Consider the following 22,125-nt stretch of genomic DNA (forward strand, 5'->3'; position numbering starts at 1 on the left):
TAGTTACTCGGGTCGTTTTTGGTTATTCTTTTATTTTTAAGTTTTTGACTGTTACATTAATCCTAAATGACTATTTGTTAGACTAAAAAACAAGTAATCATTTTTATTTGTAATTTACTACATTTTTGGCATTAAGCATTTATTTTGGATTTTAATTATTTGTAATTCCCTAAGTTTTAATATTTATTTTTATAATTAAATTTCTAAAATGAATTGTTGCAGAATTTATTTTTCTTATGTGTATAAAATTGTGATTTTTTCAATAATTTTTAGTTTGGTACCTTTTATAAAACTAATAAAATAAACAGAAAATAAAAATGATGAAAACGCGAAAATTTAATAATACTAAAAAAGCACCAGGATGCTTGCGAATTTAATCATGATAACGTTTTGATTTTAAAAAGTGGCGTGTTGCTATAACAAACAAAAAAGATATCTTTGTGATGTGCACAGAATCACCAAGTAAAAAATAAATTATGGCTTTGTTCAGTCAATGTTTTTGTAGTTGTTAAAATTTTGGATTCATTTTACTCATTGAGTTATTGCTACTGTTTTGAAATGATTGAAGCAATTATTAATATTTCTTCAAAATTCATTAATGTACGATGTTAAAACTTCTTAAAAAATAGAACATACAAAATACGAAACAATTTATTAAACACTCAAAAAAATAGATGTGTCAACTGCATGTAAAACTGCCATACTTCACTCGCAAAAAATCATTATCACTTTAAAAAAACTACTGAGAACTTAATTAGCAGATCTAGCTAGTTTTGCTTTTAAAGTAAAAACTAAATGGAATAAAAAAAATGTGCGTAAATTTTGTAGTATTTATTATTTAATTGCAAAGTATAAATTTCAATTTCGTATCTAAAAGTAGAAAAAGCTTAACAATAAATTTTGCATTTTCTGCAAGAAAGTTTAGAAATTTTATTGGATCAAATTTATAAAGCAATTGATTTAAGCAAAATTAAGAAGCTAACCATGAAATAGATCTAAAATCACTCATTGCTAGCATTAGTAAATTATGGTAACAATCATTTAAAAAGTACGATATTAAAAATAGTTTTTATCAGTAATTAATAATGTAAAATTTGCAACCTATAAAATATTTTTTTAGTGAAATTAATTTTGAAAAAAATTTCATACTAAAAAAACTACATAAAACACAAATACTTTAACATCAAGATTTTAAAGTCTATTGAAAACCAAACATTTTTAATAATGAATAAAAAACCGTCTATTTTTTTAATCATTAATAATTTAATAATATTGTTCTAGCATTGTTGTTGTAAGTTGCTTTTTAATGATGCATATCTTTCTAAAAAAAATGAAAGTTAAAATTCACCGAAACATCGAAGTTTTAATTAGCATAAAAATTTATTTGCACATTTTTTGCAATCGTTCGATAATGCTGTTGGCTTTTATTACGTCATCTAGAGCAAACTTTCAACGTTATTTAAGTGAAATTATTAAGGGTAAAACTTGCAAATCAATTTGATTTAGTAATCATATCCTTTTTTGTTAATTCGATTTAAATAATTTGGTCACCCCTTCTTTATTGTCCCAGAAGTTATTTTAGGAAACCTTAAGTTTCAAATTCATTTGCTGGATATGATGTATAAGGCGAATCTTTAAGTTATTAAAAATGGTTTTTTGAACCAGTTTATTTTATTTATTAATAACAATAAATACTGGCTCAACCTACAAATATTTATTTGCAAAATAAAAGATGTTAAATTTATTAAAAAAACTCAAAACAAAAAGAAAATAAGCATGATAATTTACAAATAATTAACTTAAGAAAATAATACTATTGCTTCAGTCAAAAATAAACCAAAATTATTCAAGTTAATTTTCACCAAGAGAAATAATAATTTGTTGAATACTATACTATTTTTCGTGGAGTTGAATGTGCAAAAAAGAAAGAGATTTATTAATTAGTAATCGTTATTTTTATTTGTTAATTGGTAATTTGAAAAGCACTGATTTTAAACTTTTTAAACATTTAAATCTTAGCTAAGGTGTGTATAAATGATGTTAGTTTTGTAAAACTGCAAGATTATTTTTTAAAAATCAATTTCAGTTTTAGTTAAAAATAATTGTTTTGAGTCTGTAAATAATCGTGGAAAACTAATTGGATAACTTGTTGAAAACCACTATTTTTACTAAAATATCAAAGATTTTTGTCCATTTATTATAGTTTTTTTAAAGGGAAGAAAAATTCCATTTTTCCTTAATTTTGCAAAATAAGTCTTTTCTTTAACGCTTTTTATTTGTGCATAGGGGGAATAATAAAGATTAAAAAATGCTTTTATAAGGGTTTATTTTGCGTTTAAATGATTTTTCTTTGATATAAACTCATCAAAGATGCAAAACAATACAAATAGTTATAAAAAATAAAATTTTTTAGATTTTTTTATTTATACTTTTTATACAATTTCTTCAGATTTCTCTCTTTTTTCATTTTTTCAAAAATTTGAAAACCCGATGAGTTTTATGAAAATCTCTGTAAATTGTTGTTGGCAGACCGTTATCAATTGTAAATATTAGTTCAAAAAATAAAAATTATTATGTTTTATAATCCAAAAGGCTATTAATAAAAGACTTATTTAAACTGTATCGTTTATTGATAACAGTTTTTTTATCTAAATGTTGATTTAACTAAAGTAAAAAAAGCAAAGGTGGTTACTTGTCATGAAGGAAGCAAATAAAACTAAAGTAAGAAATCAATACTATCTGGATTCTGTTTCGCCAATTGAATATATCAAAAGCGGATATAAAGGCAAAATGAGAGCTGCAAATTGAAACGTAATCAATGATGATAAAGATTTGGAAATTTGAACAAGAATTACCCAAAATTTTTGAATTCCTGAAAAAATCCCTGTATCTAATGATATTTCTTCATGAAAAACATTAGATAGCAAATGACAACAATTAATTACAAGAACCTTTACTGGTTTAACATTATTAGACACTGTTCAAGCTACTGTTTGTGATATTGCCCAAATCCCTAATTCCCTAACTGATCACGAACAAGTTATTTATGGAAACTTTGCCTTCATGGTTGGTGTTCATGCCCGTTCGTATGGAACAATATTTTCTACCCTTTGCTCAAGTGACATGATCGAAGAAAGCCATGAATGGGTCATTAATAATGAAGCACTACAAGCACGTGCTCGGGTACTTTTACCTTATTATCATGATAAAAATCCTTTAAAATCAAAAGTAGCAGCCGCATTAATGCCTGGTTTTCTATTATATGGTGGCTTTTATTTGCCATTTTACCTTTCAGCCCGAGGCAAGTTGCCAAACACAAGCGATATTATTCGTTTAATTTTACGCGATAAAGTGATTCACAATTATTACAGTGGTTACAAATACCAAAAAAAAGTTGTTAAGCTTCCAGTTGAACAACAGGAAGAAATGAAAAAATTTGTCTTTGATTTATTACATGAATTAATCGATTTAGAAAAAAAATATCTTTATGAACTATATGAGGGTTTTAATTTAGCCGAAGATGCGATTCGGTTTAGTGTGTATAATGCTGGCAAGTTCTTACAAAATTTAGGTTATGAATCCCCATTTACTGCTGAAGAAACAAAAATTGCCCCAGAAGTATTTGCTCAATTATCAGCCCGTGCCGATGAAAACCATGACTTCTTTTCTGGAAACGGTTCTTCATACGTCATGGGCGTGATTGAAGAAACTGATGATGACGATTGAAAATTTTAATAATTAAGTCAACAAAAAGGAAGGTAAATAATGAAGGATTTAATCAAGGTTGAAGAAGTGAAAATCAAACGACCTAACGGAGCATGTGCTATTGTTTATTTTTCATCAATTTCTAACAACACCCATCGGTTTGTTCAAAAACTAGAAATGCCAAGTTACCGAATTCCCTATTCCTTGGAAGATCCGGAATTACTTATGAACCAAGATTACGTATTAATTTGCCCATCATATGCTGGTGGTGGCGACCAAACAGCTGGTGCTGTCCCAAAACAAGTTATTAATTTTTTAAATAACGTCCAAAACCGTAGTCATTGCAAGGCCGTTATTGCCTCAGGGAACACGAATTTTGGCGAAACTTTTGCGATTGCTGGCCCCATTTTGTCGAAAAAATTAAAGGTTCCCCTGTTATATCAATTTGAACTTTTAGGCACTGCTCATGATGTTGCTGAAGTCAAACGCATGCTTAGAGATTTTTGAAAACAATAAATTATTTAAAAAAGGAGATTACCATGAACGACAACTATCAACCTACCGACTTAATCGAAGAAAGCGATGAATACATTGCTTTAAACGCGTTATCAAAAATGCGTATTAATGGTAAGGATAATTTTCATGCCGATAAAAGTGCTGTTGCTGAATACATGTTACGCAGCATTACGCCAAGAATTAAAAAATTTGCTTCCTTTGAAGAACGAATTAAGTTTTTAGTTGATAACCAATACTACGACCCTAAGGTGATTAATTTATACGAGTTAGCCCAAATTAAAGCACTAACCGAATACGCCCAATCATTTAAATTTGAATTTGCATCGTTCATGGGAGCACTAAAGTTTTTTAGCACTTATGTTTTGAAAACTTTTGACCATAAGCAATATTTAGAGACCTATGAAGATCGGGTTGTGATGAATGCCTTATTTTTGGCAAATGGTGATTTTACTCTTGCTCAATCGTTAGTTCGCCAAATGATGCACCAACGGTTTCAGCCAGCTACCCCTACCTTTTTAAATGCTGGCAAAAAACAACGGGGCGAATTCATTTCGTGTTATTTATTACGAGTGGAAGACAACATGGAATCAATTGCACGTTCCATTGGAACCTCATTACAGTTATCCAAACGGGCTGGTGGCGTGGCTTTATGCTTAACTAATTTACGCGAAGCTGGTTCACCAATTAAAAACATTTCTGGGCAATCAAGTGGTGTAATTCCGGTTATGAAAATTTTAGAAGATTCATTTTCATATGCAAACCAATTAGGACAACGTCAGGGAGCAGGAGTCGTTTACCTACACGCCCACCATCCTGATGTGATGCAATTTTTAGATACCAAACGCGAAAACGCTGACGAAAAGGTTCGGATCAAGTCATTATCGTTAGGTTTAGTAATTCCTGATGTTACTTTTGAATTAGCAGCTAACAACCAATCCATGGCGTTATTTTCGCCATATGATATTCAAAAAGTGTATGGGAAACCAATGAGTGATATTTCGGTTACTGAAGAATATGACAAGATGTTAGCAAACCAAAATATTAAAAAAACTTACATTAATGCCCGTAAGTTTTTCCAAACTATTGCTGAATTGCACTTTGAATCAGGCTATCCTTATATTTTATTTGAAGATACTGTTAACCGGAGAAACCCGAATACGGGTCGGATTATCATGTCTAACCTTTGTTCAGAAATTGCCCAATCTTCAACGCCAAGTTTGTATAATGAAGATTTAAGTTACCAAACTGTTGGCGAAGACATCGCGTGTAATTTAGGTTCAATTAACATTGCGAAAATTATGGAAGCTGGAAAAGAATTTGGTCAAACCATTACTGATGCAATTTATGCTTTAAATACCGTTTCTACCAATTCTGATTTATCATCAGCACCTTCAGTTTTTAAGGGCAATAAAAACAACCATGCTTTAGGTTTAGGGGCAATGAACATGCATGGATTTCTAGCGACCAATGAAATTTATTATGATTCACAAGAAGCGTTAGATTTCACTAATGTTTTCTTCTATACAATGGCTTATTATGCCTATCAAGCTTCCAATAAATTAGCGATTGATACTAAAAAAACTTATGCTAATTTTAAAACTTCGAAATATGCTGATGGTTCGTATTTTGATAAATATACCAAATGCGATCCGAATGAATACACTTGCAAAACTAAAAAAATTCAAAAAATCATGGATCGCTACCAAGTTAAAATTCCAACCCAAAAAGATTGGATTAAACTTGTGGAAAGTATTAAAAAGTACGGTTTGGCCAATTCGCATTTACTAGCAATTGCTCCAACCGGATCAATTTCTTATTTATCTTCATGTACGCCAAGTTTACAACCAGTTGTGGCACCTGTTGAAGTTCGTAAGGAAGGTAAAGTCGGTCGAGTTTACGTCCCGGCTTATAAAATTGATGAAAACAATAAAAAATATTACGAACAAGGCGCTTTTGAATTAGGTCCGAACCCAATTATTGATTTAGTTGCAGTTGCCCAACAACACATTGATCAAGCTATTTCCTTAACTTTGTTTATGACTGATAAAATTACCACCCGTGATTTAAACAAAGCCTATATTCGGGCATTTAAGAAAAAATGCTCATCAATCTATTATGTACGGGTTCGCCAGGACGTATTAGAAGATAGTGAAAATTTTGAATGCGACACTTGTGTCATCTAAAATTTGGCTATAAATAATTGAATTAATAAAAATTCCAAGCACTCTTGGAATTTTTTCATGTTGCCAATTTTTAAACCAATCACTAACATCAAACCATTAATTTCACCTTAATAAATACAATGGTTGTTATTAATTAAAAAAAATGGGCGAATTCATGCAGCGGGCAAAATCAAAAGTTTCGTTTTTAACCTTGCTGGTACATGAGTCATTAAAGATTACAAGATTTGATCTATAACCATTGCCTGTGATTATTAGCATAAATTGATACCTACAATCCACTAAATTTAACGATAAATGATTTCCAATAATGGTGCTTTGATTCGTGATCTTTTTAGTCCAAAATTTTGTTTTAAACCACTTTTAAAAAAATGCTTGTTATCTTGGTCATCAATTTATTAATGGCTAAAAAAATTCCTTTTTATTAATGCCACCGCTTGTATGCACACATATGGCAAATCGCCATCGTGCGTAACAAATTAAATAAATTCTTTCAAACTAAAGATCATAATTGTTTACTTAAATATTGTGTAACGATCCTTTCGAGTCTGATCATGTGCTTAAAATTGTTTTAATAATTGATGAATACCAACTGCAGGCAATCAAAAAAAATTCTTACGCAATGCCTGTGACTTTTATGTTGTTGAATCTAGGAATCAGATATTTAGAAATTACACCATTTGGTTTGTACTAAGGGTTCATGACTTTTATTTTTTAGAACAAGACAAACATCAATAGTGACATAAAAGCCCCACTTTTTGGTAATGCGAAAAGACATTTGAATGTTTACACTAACTCAATATGTAGTGCCATCTCTAAGCAAAACCTGATCCGATCCATGCAACAATCTTTCACGCTAAAGACAACCAACTCCTGAATCGTTTTTAAAAGTTGTTATAAATAAACAAAAAAAATGGGAATAATTCGTAATTTTTTCCAACTAAAAGCAAAAAAACTTATCATTTACTGATAAGTTAAAAAAAACTATTTTTGTATCTATTTTATGATTGAACTTGGTTTCGTTTCTTTGCCCGTTTGGCAAGTTTTCACGATAAACCGATGGTCAAACTTAAGAGTGTATAGATAATAATGCCAAACACAACGGCAAAGCCCCCTGGGATCAGGTAGGTTAGTGATGTTCGTGAAATCTCTGAAGCATTTTTAATCGTATCGCTAAATCACGGACCGATGTTCGGCGCTAGATTTGTAATGGCACCCGATGGTGCTGTAGCACTGGCAATCATTTGCTGCCACAAGCTATGATCATAAACATTTTGGTACCATAATGATCCAATAAAGACTACTGCCATAATGGATACAACGATTAAAAAAAGAATTAAAAAAAAGAGCTTTTTAATAAGTTTAATAAGTCACATAATACCCTCCTAATTCTTATTTAGTTTTCAGGAATTATCGGTTGATAAAACACCTAAATTAATTATAGTGGTTTTTTTAAAATAAGGATTTTATCTTTTTTTTGCACTCATGTATTCAATAAATAAATCCAAGTGTTCTGACTTACAAACTGCTGCAACCAAATCGTTTTCGCCTAAAGTTGTATCACCAGTGATTGGAAAGATTAATTCGCCATGTCGCTGGATCGAAATGATGTTAGCTCCACCGTAATTGCGCAAATTTAATTCCACAATTTTTTGATCAAATAATTTGGAATTTGTAACGATTGTTTTAACAAAACTAATTCCTTGCCCTAGAAAGGTTAAATCTGCACTGAGGTTATGAATAACCTTTAAAGCAATGTTCTGGGCAACGATTTCTTCGGGAATGACCGAATCGCGTACTCCCATGGTGTTTAGCACCCGTTTGTGCACGATATTTTTCGCTCTAGCAATCACGTTTTTAACTTTTAATTCTTTTAAATTTGCACAAATCATAATCGAAGTTTCAATGTTGCTAATGCCCACAATGACAATACTAAAGTTTTTTAAACCTAATTCTTCTAAGGTATTTAAATCAGTCGCATCAGCACAAACAACGTGCTCAAATTTTTTCGCTGCTAATTGTACTAATTCATTATGATTATCAATTAATAACATTTTGTTATTATTAGGTAGTAATGATTCGGAAACTTTCATTCCAAAACGTCCTAAACCAATAATGCATATATCTGCTTTAGCCATGTTATTACCTGGATCAATATATTTTGTTTTTTAAATAGTTAGTGATTATAGTTATTAATAATATAATAATCTACCAAATTTATGAAAAAACCCAATTTCTTTCATTTTAAAAAAAACAATCAAAAACTTGATCGACTCTTAAAAATTTTAAAAGTAGTTTTATGAGGTGATACGGTTGCCCAAAAAATTACCCATTTCTATGTGTATTTGATCTTAATTGGTGCCATTTTATTATATTTGCCGATTTCCTTAGAAAAAATTCCACCGATTAATGCTAAATCCAAAATTATTAGTGAAGATTATTTTGATCCCATCCGCTCATCCAGTTTATTTAATGCCAAAATTGGTGGATTTATTAATTTGGATTGAATTAAACAATTGCAAAATAATCCCAATCGATTTTTTAAAATTCCTAACCACCAAAATCTTTATTTAGTTCAAGATGTTATTTCTAGAGCATTTAAAATTGTTGAAGTTCATGACTATACTTTTTGGGATGCCATTTTTACAGCTGTCTCGGCATTTAGTGATACGGGATTGTCAACCGTTGTTATACGCAGCACTTACACCGTTTTTGGCCAAGTGGTGATTTTACTATTAATCCAAATCGGTGGCATTGGTTTTGTGGTGATTGCTTTTTTAATTTGAAAACTCTTTCGGTTCCGTGTGCGGGATGAGTCGGCATTTTCTAAATCAATCATGCTACAAGCCGAACGGGGTAACTCAAAATTAGGCGGAACAGCCGATACGATTGTGGTTGCAGTTGTTTTCATTCTTATTGTCGAAATTATTTATGCGATTTTCTATAGTTTTTATTTTAATTTTGTGCCCGCATACGAACAACAAACTTTGGCAGCATCAAGTCAAGCGAATGATCCGTTAACTTTTTTAGCATCACAAATTACGGTAAATAGCACTGTTCCCATTTTTGTTAATCACAGCCCTTACGCGATTTGAGCAGGCATTTTTAATTCGATTTCAGCTATGAATAATGCCGGGTTTGACATTTTAGGTAGTGGCAGTTTAAGCGCTTATCGGAATGACATTCATGCCCTTTTTTTAATTATTGTCGCTTCTGAATTTTTTATTGGCGGCATTGGTTATCCGGTAATTTTTGAGATCTACGAACACATTAAGCACAAGAAAACCATGCCGGAAAATTCGGTTAAATTGCGTTATAGTATTTTTGCCAAATTAACATTGATTTCCAGTTTAATAATCACAACAGTTGGTTTTATTTTAATCAATTCGATCGAACTAACAGCACGCAATGGTTCGGTCGCTATCATTCGAACCATTGCCCAAGCAGCAGGAGAAAATAAACTTTCTCTTATTAATAACTTTAACGCTAATACCGATCAATTAACGCACGCAATTTATGGTAATCACCCGCTATTCAACCAAGTTTGAAACAATTTATTTATTAGTTTTTCTACCCGCAGTGCGGGTTATTCCACCATTGCTAACGATTTATACACTGATCAAACCAAAACGGTGATTTTGATAATGATGTTTATCGGAGCTTCACCAAGTTCGACTGCGGGAGGAATCAGAACAACCACATTAGCAGTCATGCTAATTGCGATTTGGAGTAAATTACGCGGTTATAAAACCGTTCGTATTTTTAAACGAACTATTCCTAAAAATACGGTTAATGATGCTTTTATCATTACGATCATGATGGCAATTTGGTTACTAATATCAGCATTAATTGCCAGCCTTAGTATTGATGCCGAACAACCCGATGCTCACCTTACTTTTATTGATGTTTTATATGAATTTAGTTCAGCATTTGGAACCGTTGGTTTATCAACTGGTGCTGCCGCTCTTGTGACTTCAATTGTTCCCACAACATTAATTATGATGATGATTTTAATGATTGTTGGCCAGTTGGGAGTATCGACCACGATTCTGGCTGCGATTCGCAAAAACCCGCGTGGTAACACCTTTGTTTATCCATACGAAGATATCAAAATTGGTTAGAATATTTCTGGTTAATTTACCAAATTTAATTTGCCATAATTACTAATTTTGCTTTCCATTTGCTTTTCAACCATAGTAAAATTGCTCATAGCATAATATTTAAAAAAATCTAACTTTTTAAGTTAATCATGTATAATTTATAATGAATTATTTTTATTTTAACTAACAAATTAACCTTAGTAAATTTCATTAAATTGATTGATTAATTTGTATTGCAAGAATGCAATAATAAGTTTTTTTCAGGTTTGCCAATCTTCAATTTTATACATAATTGAAATCTGGAAAAAAACTTTCTTAGTAAATAATTCAAATTAAATACTTATTTAATTGTTGTCATTAGCATTTTTGAAATGGAGGTATCGTTTTTTTGTGTTTAGTTACATTTTAAAAAGGATCGGTTTTGCAATATTAACATTGCTTGTTATTATTGTGTTTGTTTATATTTTAGTTGCTATCTTTGCCAAGAATCCTTTTTTTGATAGCCCCGATGCTAAATTGGATACAGAGTTAGAGCGCTTAAATGCCTTAAAAGAATCGATTCGATTTCATTATTTAACTCCAGACTCAACAGTACAACGCCAGATCCCTGAAAATATCCTGGTTCGACTTGGTTTTTTTATCCAAAGTATTTTTGATCCAAACAAACCCTTTGGCGATATTATTAGCCCTGCGTTAACAAGTAGTTTCGGAACCATACCTAATTTATTTTTCCGACCACTAAGAACAACATCGATTATTGTTATTCCAGCATTTGTTGTTAGTGCCATTTTAGGGATTTTACTTGGAATTTTTGCCGGTTATAACCGTGGTAAAATTGTCGATTCAGGAATTAACTTTTTTGTAATTTTCTTCGTTGCCTTACCGTCCTTTATTTTTGCACCAATTGTGATTGCCGTTGGTATTGCTTTAGGCTTTCCAAATCGGGTACTTGAACCAGGAACACAACAAGCCCAATTTTTTGGTTTAGGCGAAATTATTAAGTCATGGGTTCCGCCAATTTTAGTTGTAACCATTTCATCATTAGCGGGATACACTTCTTATACCCGAAATCAAGTAATTACCGTTTTAACATCAAATTATGTTTTAATTGCTAAGTCCAAAGGTTTAGGAAGAACCGAAATTTTCTTTAAATACGTCTTAAGAAATATTTCCATTCCTTTAGTAACGTTATTGATTCCAAGTTATATTGGTTTGTTAAGTGGCTCAATTATTATTGAGCGATTTTGACAAATCAGGGGCACAAGTGAAGTAATTGTTAACGCTTTCCCTAAAGGCGAAATTAACATCATCATGTTTAATTTAATCTTCTTTACTGCTTTGGCAGTATTTACCGTGATTCTTGTTGATGTTTCCTATGTTATTTTAGATCCAACAATCAAATATGCCCAAGCATCGCAATACAATTTTGGTCGCTTAGTTAAGTTGTATTTCGTTCGTAGAAATTTATTATCGAATCGTGTTTCAGCAGTTGCAGTTTAATGTAAAAATTCAAAAAAAGGAGGAATTTAACCAGCATGACTTCCAAAGATTTTAATGCTAAATACGGGGTTACTGAAAAATTGCTCGAAAAGATTGTTTTAGTTAAAAAAACCGACAATTCTCTTTCATCAATTGCTGGCCGTCCCAAAAGACAACTTGTTGAAATTTTCAAACGCTTTGTCAAAAATCCCGTTGTTTTAATTTCCTTAATTGTTTTTCTTCTCGTTATTGTTTTATCACTTATCATTCCGCTCACTTCACCTTACAAAGAAGTCACTCCGGTTGAAAGTGGGCTGCAAAGTGATTACTTCCGCGATTTACCACCATCTTTTCAACCGATAGTTACCACCACTTCTAATGACTTTAAAACAAGGTACGAATTATATAGTAATCCAAATTATCAATATCATAATTTTTTAAAACCATTTTTAGAAAGAGCAAAGGTAGAAAGGTTTGACCAGTTAACACCTGGTCGTGTAATTTCGACTTTTCGTTACGACGCTTACGAGTGGTTTCGGCTCGATAGTTTAAATATTGCCATCAATGCAGCCAGTAGAACCCAAGAAATAACCGATCAATTAGTAAATCAACTTGCTGGAAACATTAAGATTCCCTACACGGTTTTAGGAAGTGATCAAAGGGGATTTGATATTTGAACTAATACCTGAATTGGCACATGATCAAGCATCCGTTTAGCATTAATTGTCTCTTTAATTGCGACATTTATTGGGGTTACCATTGGTGCTGCTTTGGGTTATCATGCTGGTAAATGGATTGACACTGTTTTCATGCGCCTAATTGATATTTTTACCAGTCCACCAACCTTAATTTGAATTTTAATTTTAGTTTCGTTGTTTGGCTACAACGATCTTGCTTTGGGAATTATTTTGGTGATTACTGGTTGACCTAGTGCTGTTGGCGGTACCAGGCTGTTTATGATTATTGTTAAAGACAACGAATTTATCATTGCTTCCAAAAGCATTGGGGCGTCGAAATTGCGTTTGATCTACAACCATGCCTTACCAGCAATTATTGGTAAAATTTCCAGCCAGTTTGTGCGTTCAATTCCAGCAAATATTCTAACTGTTGCTGGTTTAGCGTTTTTAGGCTTTTTCACTAACGATAGTAGTGCGAACCTTGGGCAACTGTTAAATACTGCTGCCAATCAAATTCCCGCTTCACTAACTGCCAGTTATAATTTCTGACCAATTTTATTGCCAGCTTTAATTTTACTTTTCTTATCTATCTCATTGCATTTTATTGCCGTTGGAATTCACGATGCCCTTGACCCAAAAATTATCCGATAAGTTGAAAACATTACCAAAAAAAATCGCAGCCAATTTCAAAAGATTTACTAAAAAATGGTGCAAAAATAAAAGCGATCATGATGTTCATGAACAACCTATAACTTTAGATGAGCAAAATAGTTCGGTAGTTGATAAAACTATTGTTTTCGATAAGCAAGTGAATCCGGTGCCTACTAACACTATCGTTTTAGATAACCAAAATACTTCGCAAACTCTATTGTCTGTAAAAAATTTACAGGTTAGTTTTAAGGTTAGTAAAAAGTCATACATTAACATTATTCGAGGGGTTAATTTAAAGATTGGTCGTTCCCAAATTGTTGGTGTTGTTGGTGAATCGGGAAGTGGTAAGTCCGTGATGTTTAAAACCTTAATGAACATTAACGAAAATTCTGTTTTTACTGCTGATGAGATGAAAATTGATGGCATTAATTTGTTGGATATGAAAAAAGATAAGGATTGACAAAAGATTCGTGGTTTAAAAATTGGTTATGTTCCTCAAGATCCGCTAACCTCATTAAACCCAACCCGCAAAATAGGGCACCAGATGCTTGATGCTTTGAATAAAAATGAAAAAATGAAAGACCTATCAAACCAGGAAAAACGGAATTTTTTAATTTCCTTATTGAATAATTTTGGAATTAGGAATGCTGCTGAAGTTTTCGATTATTATCCTGAAGCGTTAAGCGGGGGGATGAAGCAACGGGTGATTATTGCCATGGTAATTGCGTTAAGACCTGACCTTATTATTGCTGATGAACCTACCACTGCCTTAGATCCAACGGTTCAAGCTTCAGTATTAGCCCTTTTTGAAAAGGTCTGTAAAGAATACGGAATTTCCATTGTATTAATTAGTCATAACATTTCGGTGATTGCCAAATTTTGTGATTATATTTACGTGATGTATGCCGGACGCATTCTTGAACGTGGTACCCGGTATGATATTTTTGCTAATCCAGCTCATCCATATACTTGAGCATTAATTTCGGCCATTCCTGAAAACCGCGAGGACCGCTTGTACTCGATTAAGGGAACATCGCCTGATATGGCTAACTTACCAGTGGGCGATCCGTTTGCAATCAGATCTGATTATGCTTTAGAAATTGATTTTATTAAAGAACCACCAATGATTGAAATTTCTAAAACCCACGCCGCAGCGACCTGATTATTGCATCCTGATGCACCAAAAGTTGAACTTAGTGATACTTTGAAAAAACGCTTGAATGAATTTAAAAAGGTGTTTATTAATGAACCAGATAACAAATCAAGATAAAGTCATTTTAAATGTTATTAACTTAAAAAAATATTTTGTCAACAAAGCGAATATCACTAAAGCTGTTGATGGGGTTTCATTTACTGTTAAACAGGGTCAAATTGTTGGTTTAATTGGTGAATCAGGCAGCGGAAAAACCACCTTAGCTCGAGCATTACTAAGACTATATGAAAGTTATAATGGGTTTGTAACTTTAGATGGCACAATTATTTCTGGTCGTAAAATTGGCAAAAAAAGAATTCGCGAGATGCGGCAAAAAATTCAAATGATTTTTCAAGATCCTTATGCGGCACTAAATGGGCAAAAAAACGTTTATAGCATTTTGAAAGAACCGTTAATTGTTAATAAAATTATTCATAAAAAGCTGGTTGCCATTTTTAAGAATTGATCAATTTTAAAGAAAACTTTCAAAACCGAATTCATCATTAAAATTCTTGAAATTGAAATTGAAAATCAAAAACTTTTATATGATTTAGCAAAAGTGCATGTGCAAACATGAAAAACCGCTATGGATCAAATTGAATTTAACAAAAACAATAGCCTAGATGATAATTTTGCTTCCATTTTTGCCTATTTAGATGAAGAGCAAAAAATTAATACTGCGGGTATTGACAAAATGTATTCAGGATTAACAAGCCTGCTTAACTTTTACTATGAATGTCAGGATAAATTCGCTAAAAACGAACTTTATTACGATGAATTTGCCATCATCAAAACCAAAAAAGAATTAAAGCATTTAAAACTATCAAAAAAATTTAGTGAATTTGCAATTCAAAGTCAAAACCAACTTAAAGCATTAAAAGCAGAGTTAAAAACTTTTTTATCGAATGAAAAAAACTTTCGTAAGAATACGAAAAACGTTTTTATTAATTATGTAGAAGAATTTAAAAACGAAGAAAAATTAAACAAAATTGAACGTTTAAATTCATCCGATTTAGATAGTTACCACCGTTTTTACAGTTTAGAACATTTATACAAAGTCTTAGGTAAAGTTTGTGTTGATTTGCAAACTAAATGTGCCTTTTTATCATTTAATGACGCTTTAGCATTGATTAAAGAATTACAAACTTATGGCGAAAGTTTTTATAACCAGTATTTAAATGATAGTAAAACTTTAAATGTTGCTAAAATTCGTGAAATGTTTTTTAATTTCAATTTTGATTTGCAGAAGTGAATTGATTTAAATGAAAGAGTTTTCAATGATTTTACCGCTAAAAGAAACGATTTTCATTCCCAGATAAATGAATTAAAAAATAATATTGTTAGAAGCTTCATCGATCCAGATGCCAAAAGGGCATTAAAGCAAAATTTAATTAATAAAAAAAAGCATTTAAAAGACTTGATAATTATGCTAAATGCTAAAATTGCCGATCACCATCACAGCAATTACGATCGGGTCGAAGAACTAACAAAGCAATTAAAGCAATTAAAATCATTATACAAATCGGAAATTATTGCCCAAAAAACGGTTTTAGACGCAAAGTATAAACTTGTCCTTAATAAATTTTTCATGTTCTGTGAGGAAATTAAGGTAACTAATAAAGTGCTTTTAAGTGCTTACAAACGCCGCATTTCTGATAAATATGAATCATTAAAGTCGTTTAAAATTGAGCAGAAGTATTTAATGCGTGATATTTTTTCATTAAAACTTCTGTGCGGCTATGTTCCGTTTTTTGCTAAAAAGCCTGATTCTTACCAATCACTAGCAGTTAGTTATTTTTTGGATTTATTAAGTTATCCGTTTGTTAGGCATACAACCAAAAATTTACTAATTAAAACCCAGATTTTTAGTGCTTTAGAAGATGTGGGATTATTAAAACAATTTGCTTACCGTTACCCTCACGAGTTTTCTGGTGGTCAAAGGCAACGGATTGTGATTGCCAGATCATTAATCACTAACCCCAAAGTCATTTTGGCAGATGAACCCATTGCTTCCTTAGATATTTCCATTCAGGCTCAAGTGGTTAATCTTTTGCGCGATCTTTGTGAAAAAAAGGGTATTGCGATGGTGTTTATTGCCCACGATTTATCGATGATTGAATATTTAGCCCATCATGTTGAGATTATTCACCTAGGCAAGATTGTTGAAGCTGGCGATACTGTTGAAATTTATAGCAACCCCGTTCACCCGTACACCTTAAATTTATTTAAAGCAATTCCTAAGATTTCCAACGCTAACCAAAAATTTGAAAATATTAAATTTGAGACTGCTTACTTAGAAGAGCAACGATTTCCGAACGTTCCTATTAATCATGCTATTAATGACCAACATACCGTTTATGGAACTAACGAACAAGTGAAAAAATGAACCACCCTGAACACATCTCTGACAACAGAAAGTTAAAAAAAGTAAAATTTATTGCTTATTTACAAGAAGCAATTAAAAACAAGTTTACTTATATTTACTATGGTATTTTTTTGCTGACCTTTCTTCTCTTAACCATTATTTTTTACTATGCATTATATCCTAACTTTAGTAAAAACGGGATTTTAAATGCTTATTCGGTGACAGTAGTTTTATTACTATGCGTTACGATCCTGATTATTTTGGTAAAAAAAGGTTTATTCATTCCGTTTTTGGCCCGATCACACGAAAAACGGTTGCAAAAAATTAATTATAAAAAACAACAATTAAACAAAATTTCCGACTTGAATCGGCGCAATTTTGAACAAAAAAAAATTGAATTACTTGAAAAAATTGAATTGGAACAAAACCGAAACCAACTACCTACAAAAACCTTTCAAAATAACTTTGTCTGGTACTTAATTTTAATTACTGAATTCATTGCTTTGTTATTTGCCATCATTTTAATTTTAACCATCCGTTAACCTTTATTTACTATTCTAGTAACTTTCTAAATAATCAACCTCTTTTTTCGAACTGGTTTTTTGTAAGATCGTTTAAATAAGGAGTATAATAGTTATTAATTTAAGATATTTTGATAATAATTATCAAGATCTTAAACGTTTTACTAATTTAATTAAATGGAAAAAATTCATGAATACAAAAAAAACCAAAAATCTAAAAGTCGAGCAAGAAAAACCAGTTCATCAGTCCAAAGCCAAGCGCATTGCGGTCTTGACTAGTGGTGGTGATGCTCCTGGGATGAATGTTGTTATTAGTACCATTATCAAGCATGCAGCGATTTTGAATTATGAAGTTTTGTTAGTTAGTGAAGGCTATAAAGGGTTGGTTGAAGGTAATTTTAAAACTATTGATTTGAATTTAGTTGAAGCATTAGCTGCCGTTGGCGGCACGTTCATTTACACGTCGCGCTTTCCTGAATTTCAAGAATTAGAAGTTCGCGAAAGAGCTGTGGCCCAACTCAAAGCCCACAACATTGATGTGTTAGTGATTATTGGTGGTGATGGTAGTTTAAACGGGGCAAATAAACTTAGTGAAATGGGAGTTAATTGCATTGCTTTGCCCGGAACAATTGATAACGACATGGCTTCTTCTGAATTTACGATCGGTTTTTATACCGCTTTGGAAACCATTGGTCGCTCGGTTCAAGAAATTCGCAATACATGCACTTCGCATAACCGCATTGGTTTAATTGAAGTTATGGGACGTTATTGTGGTGATTTGGCCCTATATGGCGGTATTGCTTCGGGTGCTGATTTAATCATTACTAGCGAGAATGTTTTAACTGCTAAAGAAATTTCCCAAGTGGTCGATAATGCTTACAAAAGAAATCCGCAAAGACGTACCTTTATCATTTTGGTAAGCGAAATGATTTATGGATCCAATGGCAATCCTTCCTTAGAAGCGATTGCTGAAGTAATTAGTACGGTTAATCAGAAACGTACTGCCATTAACCGTTTGGGTTACATCCAACGCGGGGGCACGCCAACTACAATGGAACGGTTCTGAGCCACAATGATGGCAATCCATGCAATTGAAATGATTAAAGATGGCAAAAAGAACCGAATGATTGGCCAAAAACAAAACGTCGTTGTTGATTTACCAATTGCTGAAGCCTTAAAGATGAAACGTCCATCCCGCCTGGAAATTTTAAAAAAAATTAATGGGTTTTGTACTTTAAAAGCGAGAAAGTAATTGCGTTATGAATCATTTTAAACGAACGAAAATTGTTGCCACATGCGGCCCTTCAATTACCCAAAAAATTTGGAGTGTGGCTCAACTTGACGATCCCAAAAATGCCCAATTGAAAAAACTTGCTTATGAAAAAATGGAAACCATTATCAAAAATGGGGTGACTGTGATTCGTTTGAATTTTAGTCACGGTAATCATGATGAGCAACTTGTAAGAATTAAAGTAGCTCGTGAAGTTGCTATGAAATTAGGTGTACCAATTTCGATTATGCTTGATACGCAAGGTCCCGAAATTCGCATTGGTGAAATTTGCGAAGAAGGCTGCAAGATCAACCAAGGTGATGTGGTTTCAATTTACACTGCTAAAAAAATCGTTGGTAAAAATCAATCCTTTTCGGCCACTGATGCTAGTGGTCAATACGACATGATCAACGACTTGAAAATTGGTTCGAAAGTTTTAGTTGATGATGGCAAGTTGAGCTTGATTGTTAAAAAACTGCACGTTAAAGATCACATTGTTGAATGTGAAGCACTAAATTCGCATACGGTTGTTAGCCATAAACGGATTAACTTACCAGGGGCGAATTATTCGATTCCATTTTTATCACAAAAGGATATCAAAGACCTAAAATTTGGAATTGAAAACAAAGTGGATTACGTTGCCGCTTCGTTTGTTAATAACGTCGAAAACATTCGTGAATTACGCCAAATTTTAGATGAAAATGGTGGTAAAGCCATTAAAATTATTTCCAAAATCGAATCAACTTCGGCCATTAAAAATCTCGATGGTATTATTAGTGAATCGGACGGGGTGATGGTTGCTAGGGGTGATTTATCGCTAGAAATCCCCTATTACGAAGTGCCGCACTGGCAACGCTATATTATCAAAATGTGTCGCTTTAAAAACCGCCGGGTGATTGTCGCTACGCAAATGTTAGATTCGCTAGAAAAAAACATCCAACCAACAAGAGCCGAAGTCACCGATGTTTATTTTGCGGTTGATCGGGGTACTGATGCAACCATGTTGTCAGGCGAAACCGCTAATGGCTTATATCCAGAAACAGCGGTTAGCACAATGAATAAAATCAACTTGCAATCTGAATTACTTTTTGATTACGAACGAGCTGTGCAGTACTATTTTCCGAAAACAACAATTGCTAAAAGTCAGTTTGGTCAAACAATTGTAGCCCGATTGGCAAAAATGGTGTTTCCCAAACGCCACATTGGCAACCAAAACTTTCGGTTTGATTTTATCGTCCATTTCACCAATAATGTTAACGAAATTTATGCCTTAGCAAATGCCCGGTTAGCAGCAGCAGTCATCATTATCACCGACCAGGAGACAATTTATAGTGGTCACGGGATTGATTATGGTATTTTAACTCATAAAGTTCATAGCCTTGCACTAGCAAAAAAGGATTACAAAAATGCGGCTAAAACTGCGATTGAATTTTATAAAAATTTTGGTAAAATATCATCAGCATTATACAATCTAGTAATTATGGATAATCGCATTATCAAGATCTAAGGAGTATCAAATTTTACGATATGATTAAACCGTTACATGACAATATTTTGGTCGAACCAATTGTCGAAGAAACCGTTTCCAATAAGGGGATTATTTTAACTACTAATCATGACGAAAACCAGAACACAACTAAGGGGAAAATTGTGGCTTTAGCTGATGGTTTTTTATACAAAGAAGATAAACAATTTCGCTTTCAGGTTAACTTAGGCGATGTTGTTTATTTTAAAGAGTATAGTGGCACAACCGTGGTTGATGATAACAAGACTTACAAAATGCTAAGTTATGACGAAATCGTTGGTATTAAAAAATAAACTAAATTAACAAAAAATAACAAAAAGGATTTTTACAAAAATGGCAAAGGAATTAACGTTTCAAAAACAAGCACGAAATAAATTGTTATTAGGACTAAACAAACTGGCAGATGCAGTGAAAATTACGGCTGGTCCCAAAGGACGTAATGCTTTAATTGAGAAAAAATACGGAGCTCCGTTGATTGCCAATGATGGTGTAACGATTGCAAAGGAAATTGAACTACCAGATCCAATCGAAAATATGGGAGCAAAACTAATTGCCGAAGCAGCAATTTCCACTAACGACATTGCTGGTGATGGCACCACGACTGCAACCATTCTTACCCAAGAAATGGTAAATCGAGCGATTGATGCGATCAATCTTGGGGCAAATCCCGTTAACATTCGTAAGGGTATGGACGAAGCGGCTCACCTAGTTGGCAAGTATTTAACTAAAGTTTCTAAACCAATTAAAACCAAAGAAGAAATTGCCCAAGTTGGTGCCATATCTTCGGGCTCAAAACAAATTGGTGAATTGATTTCAAGAGCAATGGAAACCGTTGGTAAAAACGGGGTAATCACCATCGACGATGCTAAAACTCTAAACACCACTTTAGACACCACTGAAGGTTTAGAATTTAAAGGTGGTTATGGTTCGCCATACATGGTTACTGACCATGAAAAAATGATTGCGGTTTTAAATGATGCTCGCATTTTAGTTAGTGCTAATAAGATTAATACTGTTAAGGAATTGTTACCATTACTAGAAGGTTGTATGGAAGCTAGCATTCCGCTAGTGATTGTGGCAACCGATTTTAGTGAAGAAGTGGTAACAACTTTAGCGGTTAACAAATTGCGCGGAACGCTAAATGTGATTACCGTTAAATGTAACGAATTTGGTGACCGCCAACGGTTTGTTTTAGAAGACTTAGCAGTCACAGTTGGCACCAAGTTAGTTGATAGTGCTTTAGGCAATGAATTAAAAAACTTTAAAGTTGATGAATTAGGATCAGCTGGCAAAATTACCATTGGTAAGGAAAAAACCACGGTAATTGATGGTAAAGGCGATAAGGAAACTATCAACCACCACGTTAAAACGATTCAGGGTCGAATTAACGCGATTGTGGATGATAAATATAGTAAAGATTTACTGCAAGAACGCTTAGCAGCGATGTCCAAAGGGGTGGCGGTAATTCGCGTGGGCGGAGCAACCGAAGTGGCCCAAAAAGAGCTTAAATTACGGATCGAGGACGCTTTAAATTCGACCAAAGCGGCCGTTCAAGAAGGGATTGTTCCCGGCGGTGGGGTAGCATTCATGAACGCAATTAGCGAAATCGCTAGTTTAAATTCTGGTGATAAAGAGATCAATATTGGTTATGATATTGTCCGTGATGCATTAAAAGCTCCAGCCCGTCAAATTATCGAAAACGCTGGTTATAATAGTTCTAAAACCATTAACTACATTTTGAACCAAACAGTTGGTGTTGGTTTTAATGCGGAAACTGGCGAATTTGTTGACATGATTCGTAGCGGAATTATTGATCCAACTAAGGTTGCCAAAACTGCACTAGAAAAAGCGACAAGCGTTGCTAGCTTGATGATCACTACCGAAGTAGCCATTAACGAAATTAAGGAAGAAAAAAACCATCACGATTTTGGTGATTAATTAGGA

16 protein-coding genes are annotated in these 22,125 nt (G+C 32.9%); 14 read left to right on the forward strand and 2 right to left on the reverse strand.

The features are described from left to right. Positions 1 to 2,697: 2,697 nt before the first annotated feature. The 4 genes from nrdF to ABDB96_RS02535 all read left to right on the forward strand — a co-directional run bounded on the left by nrdF (position 2,698) and on the right by ABDB96_RS02535 (position 7,095). A complete protein-coding gene (gene nrdF, locus ABDB96_RS02520) occupies positions 2,698 to 3,735 on the forward strand; it encodes a class 1b ribonucleoside-diphosphate reductase subunit beta (protein WP_343251220.1) in 1,038 nt (345 codons plus the stop codon). 30 nt (positions 3,736 to 3,765) lie between these two features. Further along, positions 3,766 to 4,221 (forward strand): class Ib ribonucleoside-diphosphate reductase assembly flavoprotein NrdI, encoded by a 456-nt coding sequence (gene nrdI / locus ABDB96_RS02525; RefSeq protein ID WP_343251221.1) that lies wholly within the window; start codon positions 3,766 to 3,768, stop codon positions 4,219 to 4,221. A gap of 23 nt (positions 4,222 to 4,244) precedes the next feature. After that, the gene (gene nrdE, locus ABDB96_RS02530) at positions 4,245 to 6,404 is read left to right on the forward strand and encodes a class 1b ribonucleoside-diphosphate reductase subunit alpha (RefSeq protein WP_343251222.1); all 2,160 of its coding nucleotides are present in this window, start codon (positions 4,245 to 4,247) and stop codon (positions 6,402 to 6,404) included. A 553-nt stretch (positions 6,405 to 6,957) separates the two neighbouring features. Further along, entirely contained in the window at positions 6,958 to 7,095 is a 138-nt protein-coding gene (locus ABDB96_RS02535; protein WP_343251223.1) for a hypothetical protein, read from the forward strand. Positions 7,096 to 7,402: 307 nt separating this feature from the next. Here the strand turns inward: ABDB96_RS02535 and ABDB96_RS02540 are convergent, their stop codons facing one another. Both ABDB96_RS02540 and ABDB96_RS02545 read right to left on the reverse strand, forming a co-directional pair. Beyond that, on the reverse strand, positions 7,403 to 7,777 hold the full coding sequence (locus ABDB96_RS02540; RefSeq protein ID WP_343251224.1) for an MG319/MPN454 family protein: 375 nt from the start codon (positions 7,775 to 7,777) through the stop codon (positions 7,403 to 7,405). Positions 7,778 to 7,867: 90 nt separating this feature from the next. Further along, complete coding sequence (locus ABDB96_RS02545) at positions 7,868 to 8,539, reverse strand: potassium channel family protein (RefSeq protein WP_343251225.1); 672 nt, start codon at positions 8,537 to 8,539, stop codon at positions 7,868 to 7,870. A gap of 81 nt (positions 8,540 to 8,620) precedes the next feature. Here ABDB96_RS02545 and ABDB96_RS02550 point away from each other — a divergent pair, with 81 nt between their 5' ends. The 10 genes from ABDB96_RS02550 to groL all read left to right on the forward strand — a co-directional run bounded on the left by ABDB96_RS02550 (position 8,621) and on the right by groL (position 22,119). Further along, positions 8,621 to 10,522 carry a TrkH family potassium uptake protein gene (locus tag ABDB96_RS02550; protein WP_343251226.1) on the forward strand — a complete coding sequence of 634 codons (1,902 nt, stop codon included), beginning with the start codon at positions 8,621 to 8,623 and terminating at the stop codon, positions 10,520 to 10,522. 369 nt (positions 10,523 to 10,891) lie between these two features. Further along, a complete protein-coding gene (locus ABDB96_RS02555; protein WP_343251227.1) occupies positions 10,892 to 12,001 on the forward strand; it encodes an ABC transporter permease in 1,110 nt (369 codons plus the stop codon). A 35-nt stretch (positions 12,002 to 12,036) separates the two neighbouring features. Beyond that, complete coding sequence (locus tag ABDB96_RS02560) at positions 12,037 to 13,308, forward strand: ABC transporter permease (RefSeq protein ID WP_343251228.1); 1,272 nt, start codon at positions 12,037 to 12,039, stop codon at positions 13,306 to 13,308. Further along, the gene (locus ABDB96_RS02565; protein WP_343251229.1) at positions 13,280 to 14,578 is read left to right on the forward strand and encodes an ABC transporter ATP-binding protein; all 1,299 of its coding nucleotides are present in this window, start codon (positions 13,280 to 13,282) and stop codon (positions 14,576 to 14,578) included. Before ABDB96_RS02560 ends, ABDB96_RS02565 begins: the two co-directional genes overlap by 29 nt. Then, positions 14,553 to 16,922, forward strand: a complete 2,370-nt coding sequence (locus ABDB96_RS02570; RefSeq protein ID WP_343251230.1) for an ATP-binding cassette domain-containing protein — start codon at positions 14,553 to 14,555, stop codon at positions 16,920 to 16,922. Before ABDB96_RS02565 ends, ABDB96_RS02570 begins: the two co-directional genes overlap by 26 nt. Continuing rightward, positions 16,883 to 17,407, forward strand: coding sequence for a hypothetical protein (locus tag ABDB96_RS02575; RefSeq protein WP_343251231.1), 525 nt, complete (start codon positions 16,883 to 16,885; stop codon positions 17,405 to 17,407). The genes ABDB96_RS02570 and ABDB96_RS02575 overlap by 40 nt, the downstream gene beginning before the upstream one ends. Positions 17,408 to 17,576: 169 nt before the next feature. Then, positions 17,577 to 18,638 carry an ATP-dependent 6-phosphofructokinase gene (locus ABDB96_RS02580; protein ID WP_343251232.1) on the forward strand — a complete coding sequence of 354 codons (1,062 nt, stop codon included), beginning with the start codon at positions 17,577 to 17,579 and terminating at the stop codon, positions 18,636 to 18,638. Between the two features lie 7 nt (positions 18,639 to 18,645). Then, positions 18,646 to 20,163, forward strand: coding sequence for a pyruvate kinase (gene pyk / locus ABDB96_RS02585; RefSeq protein WP_343251233.1), 1,518 nt, complete (start codon positions 18,646 to 18,648; stop codon positions 20,161 to 20,163). 20 nt (positions 20,164 to 20,183) lie between these two features. Beyond that, positions 20,184 to 20,474 (forward strand): co-chaperone GroES, encoded by a 291-nt coding sequence (locus tag ABDB96_RS02590; protein ID WP_343251234.1) that lies wholly within the window; start codon positions 20,184 to 20,186, stop codon positions 20,472 to 20,474. A gap of 40 nt (positions 20,475 to 20,514) precedes the next feature. Further along, positions 20,515 to 22,119, forward strand: a complete 1,605-nt coding sequence (groL, locus tag ABDB96_RS02595; protein WP_343251235.1) for a chaperonin GroEL — start codon at positions 20,515 to 20,517, stop codon at positions 22,117 to 22,119. The last annotated feature ends 6 nt before the right edge of the window (positions 22,120 to 22,125 follow it).

The organism is Mycoplasma amphoriforme A39 (assembly GCA_000723365.1).
GTDB classification, from domain to species: Bacteria; Bacillota_I; Bacilli_A; order Mycoplasmatales; family Mycoplasmoidaceae; genus Mycoplasmoides; species Mycoplasmoides amphoriforme.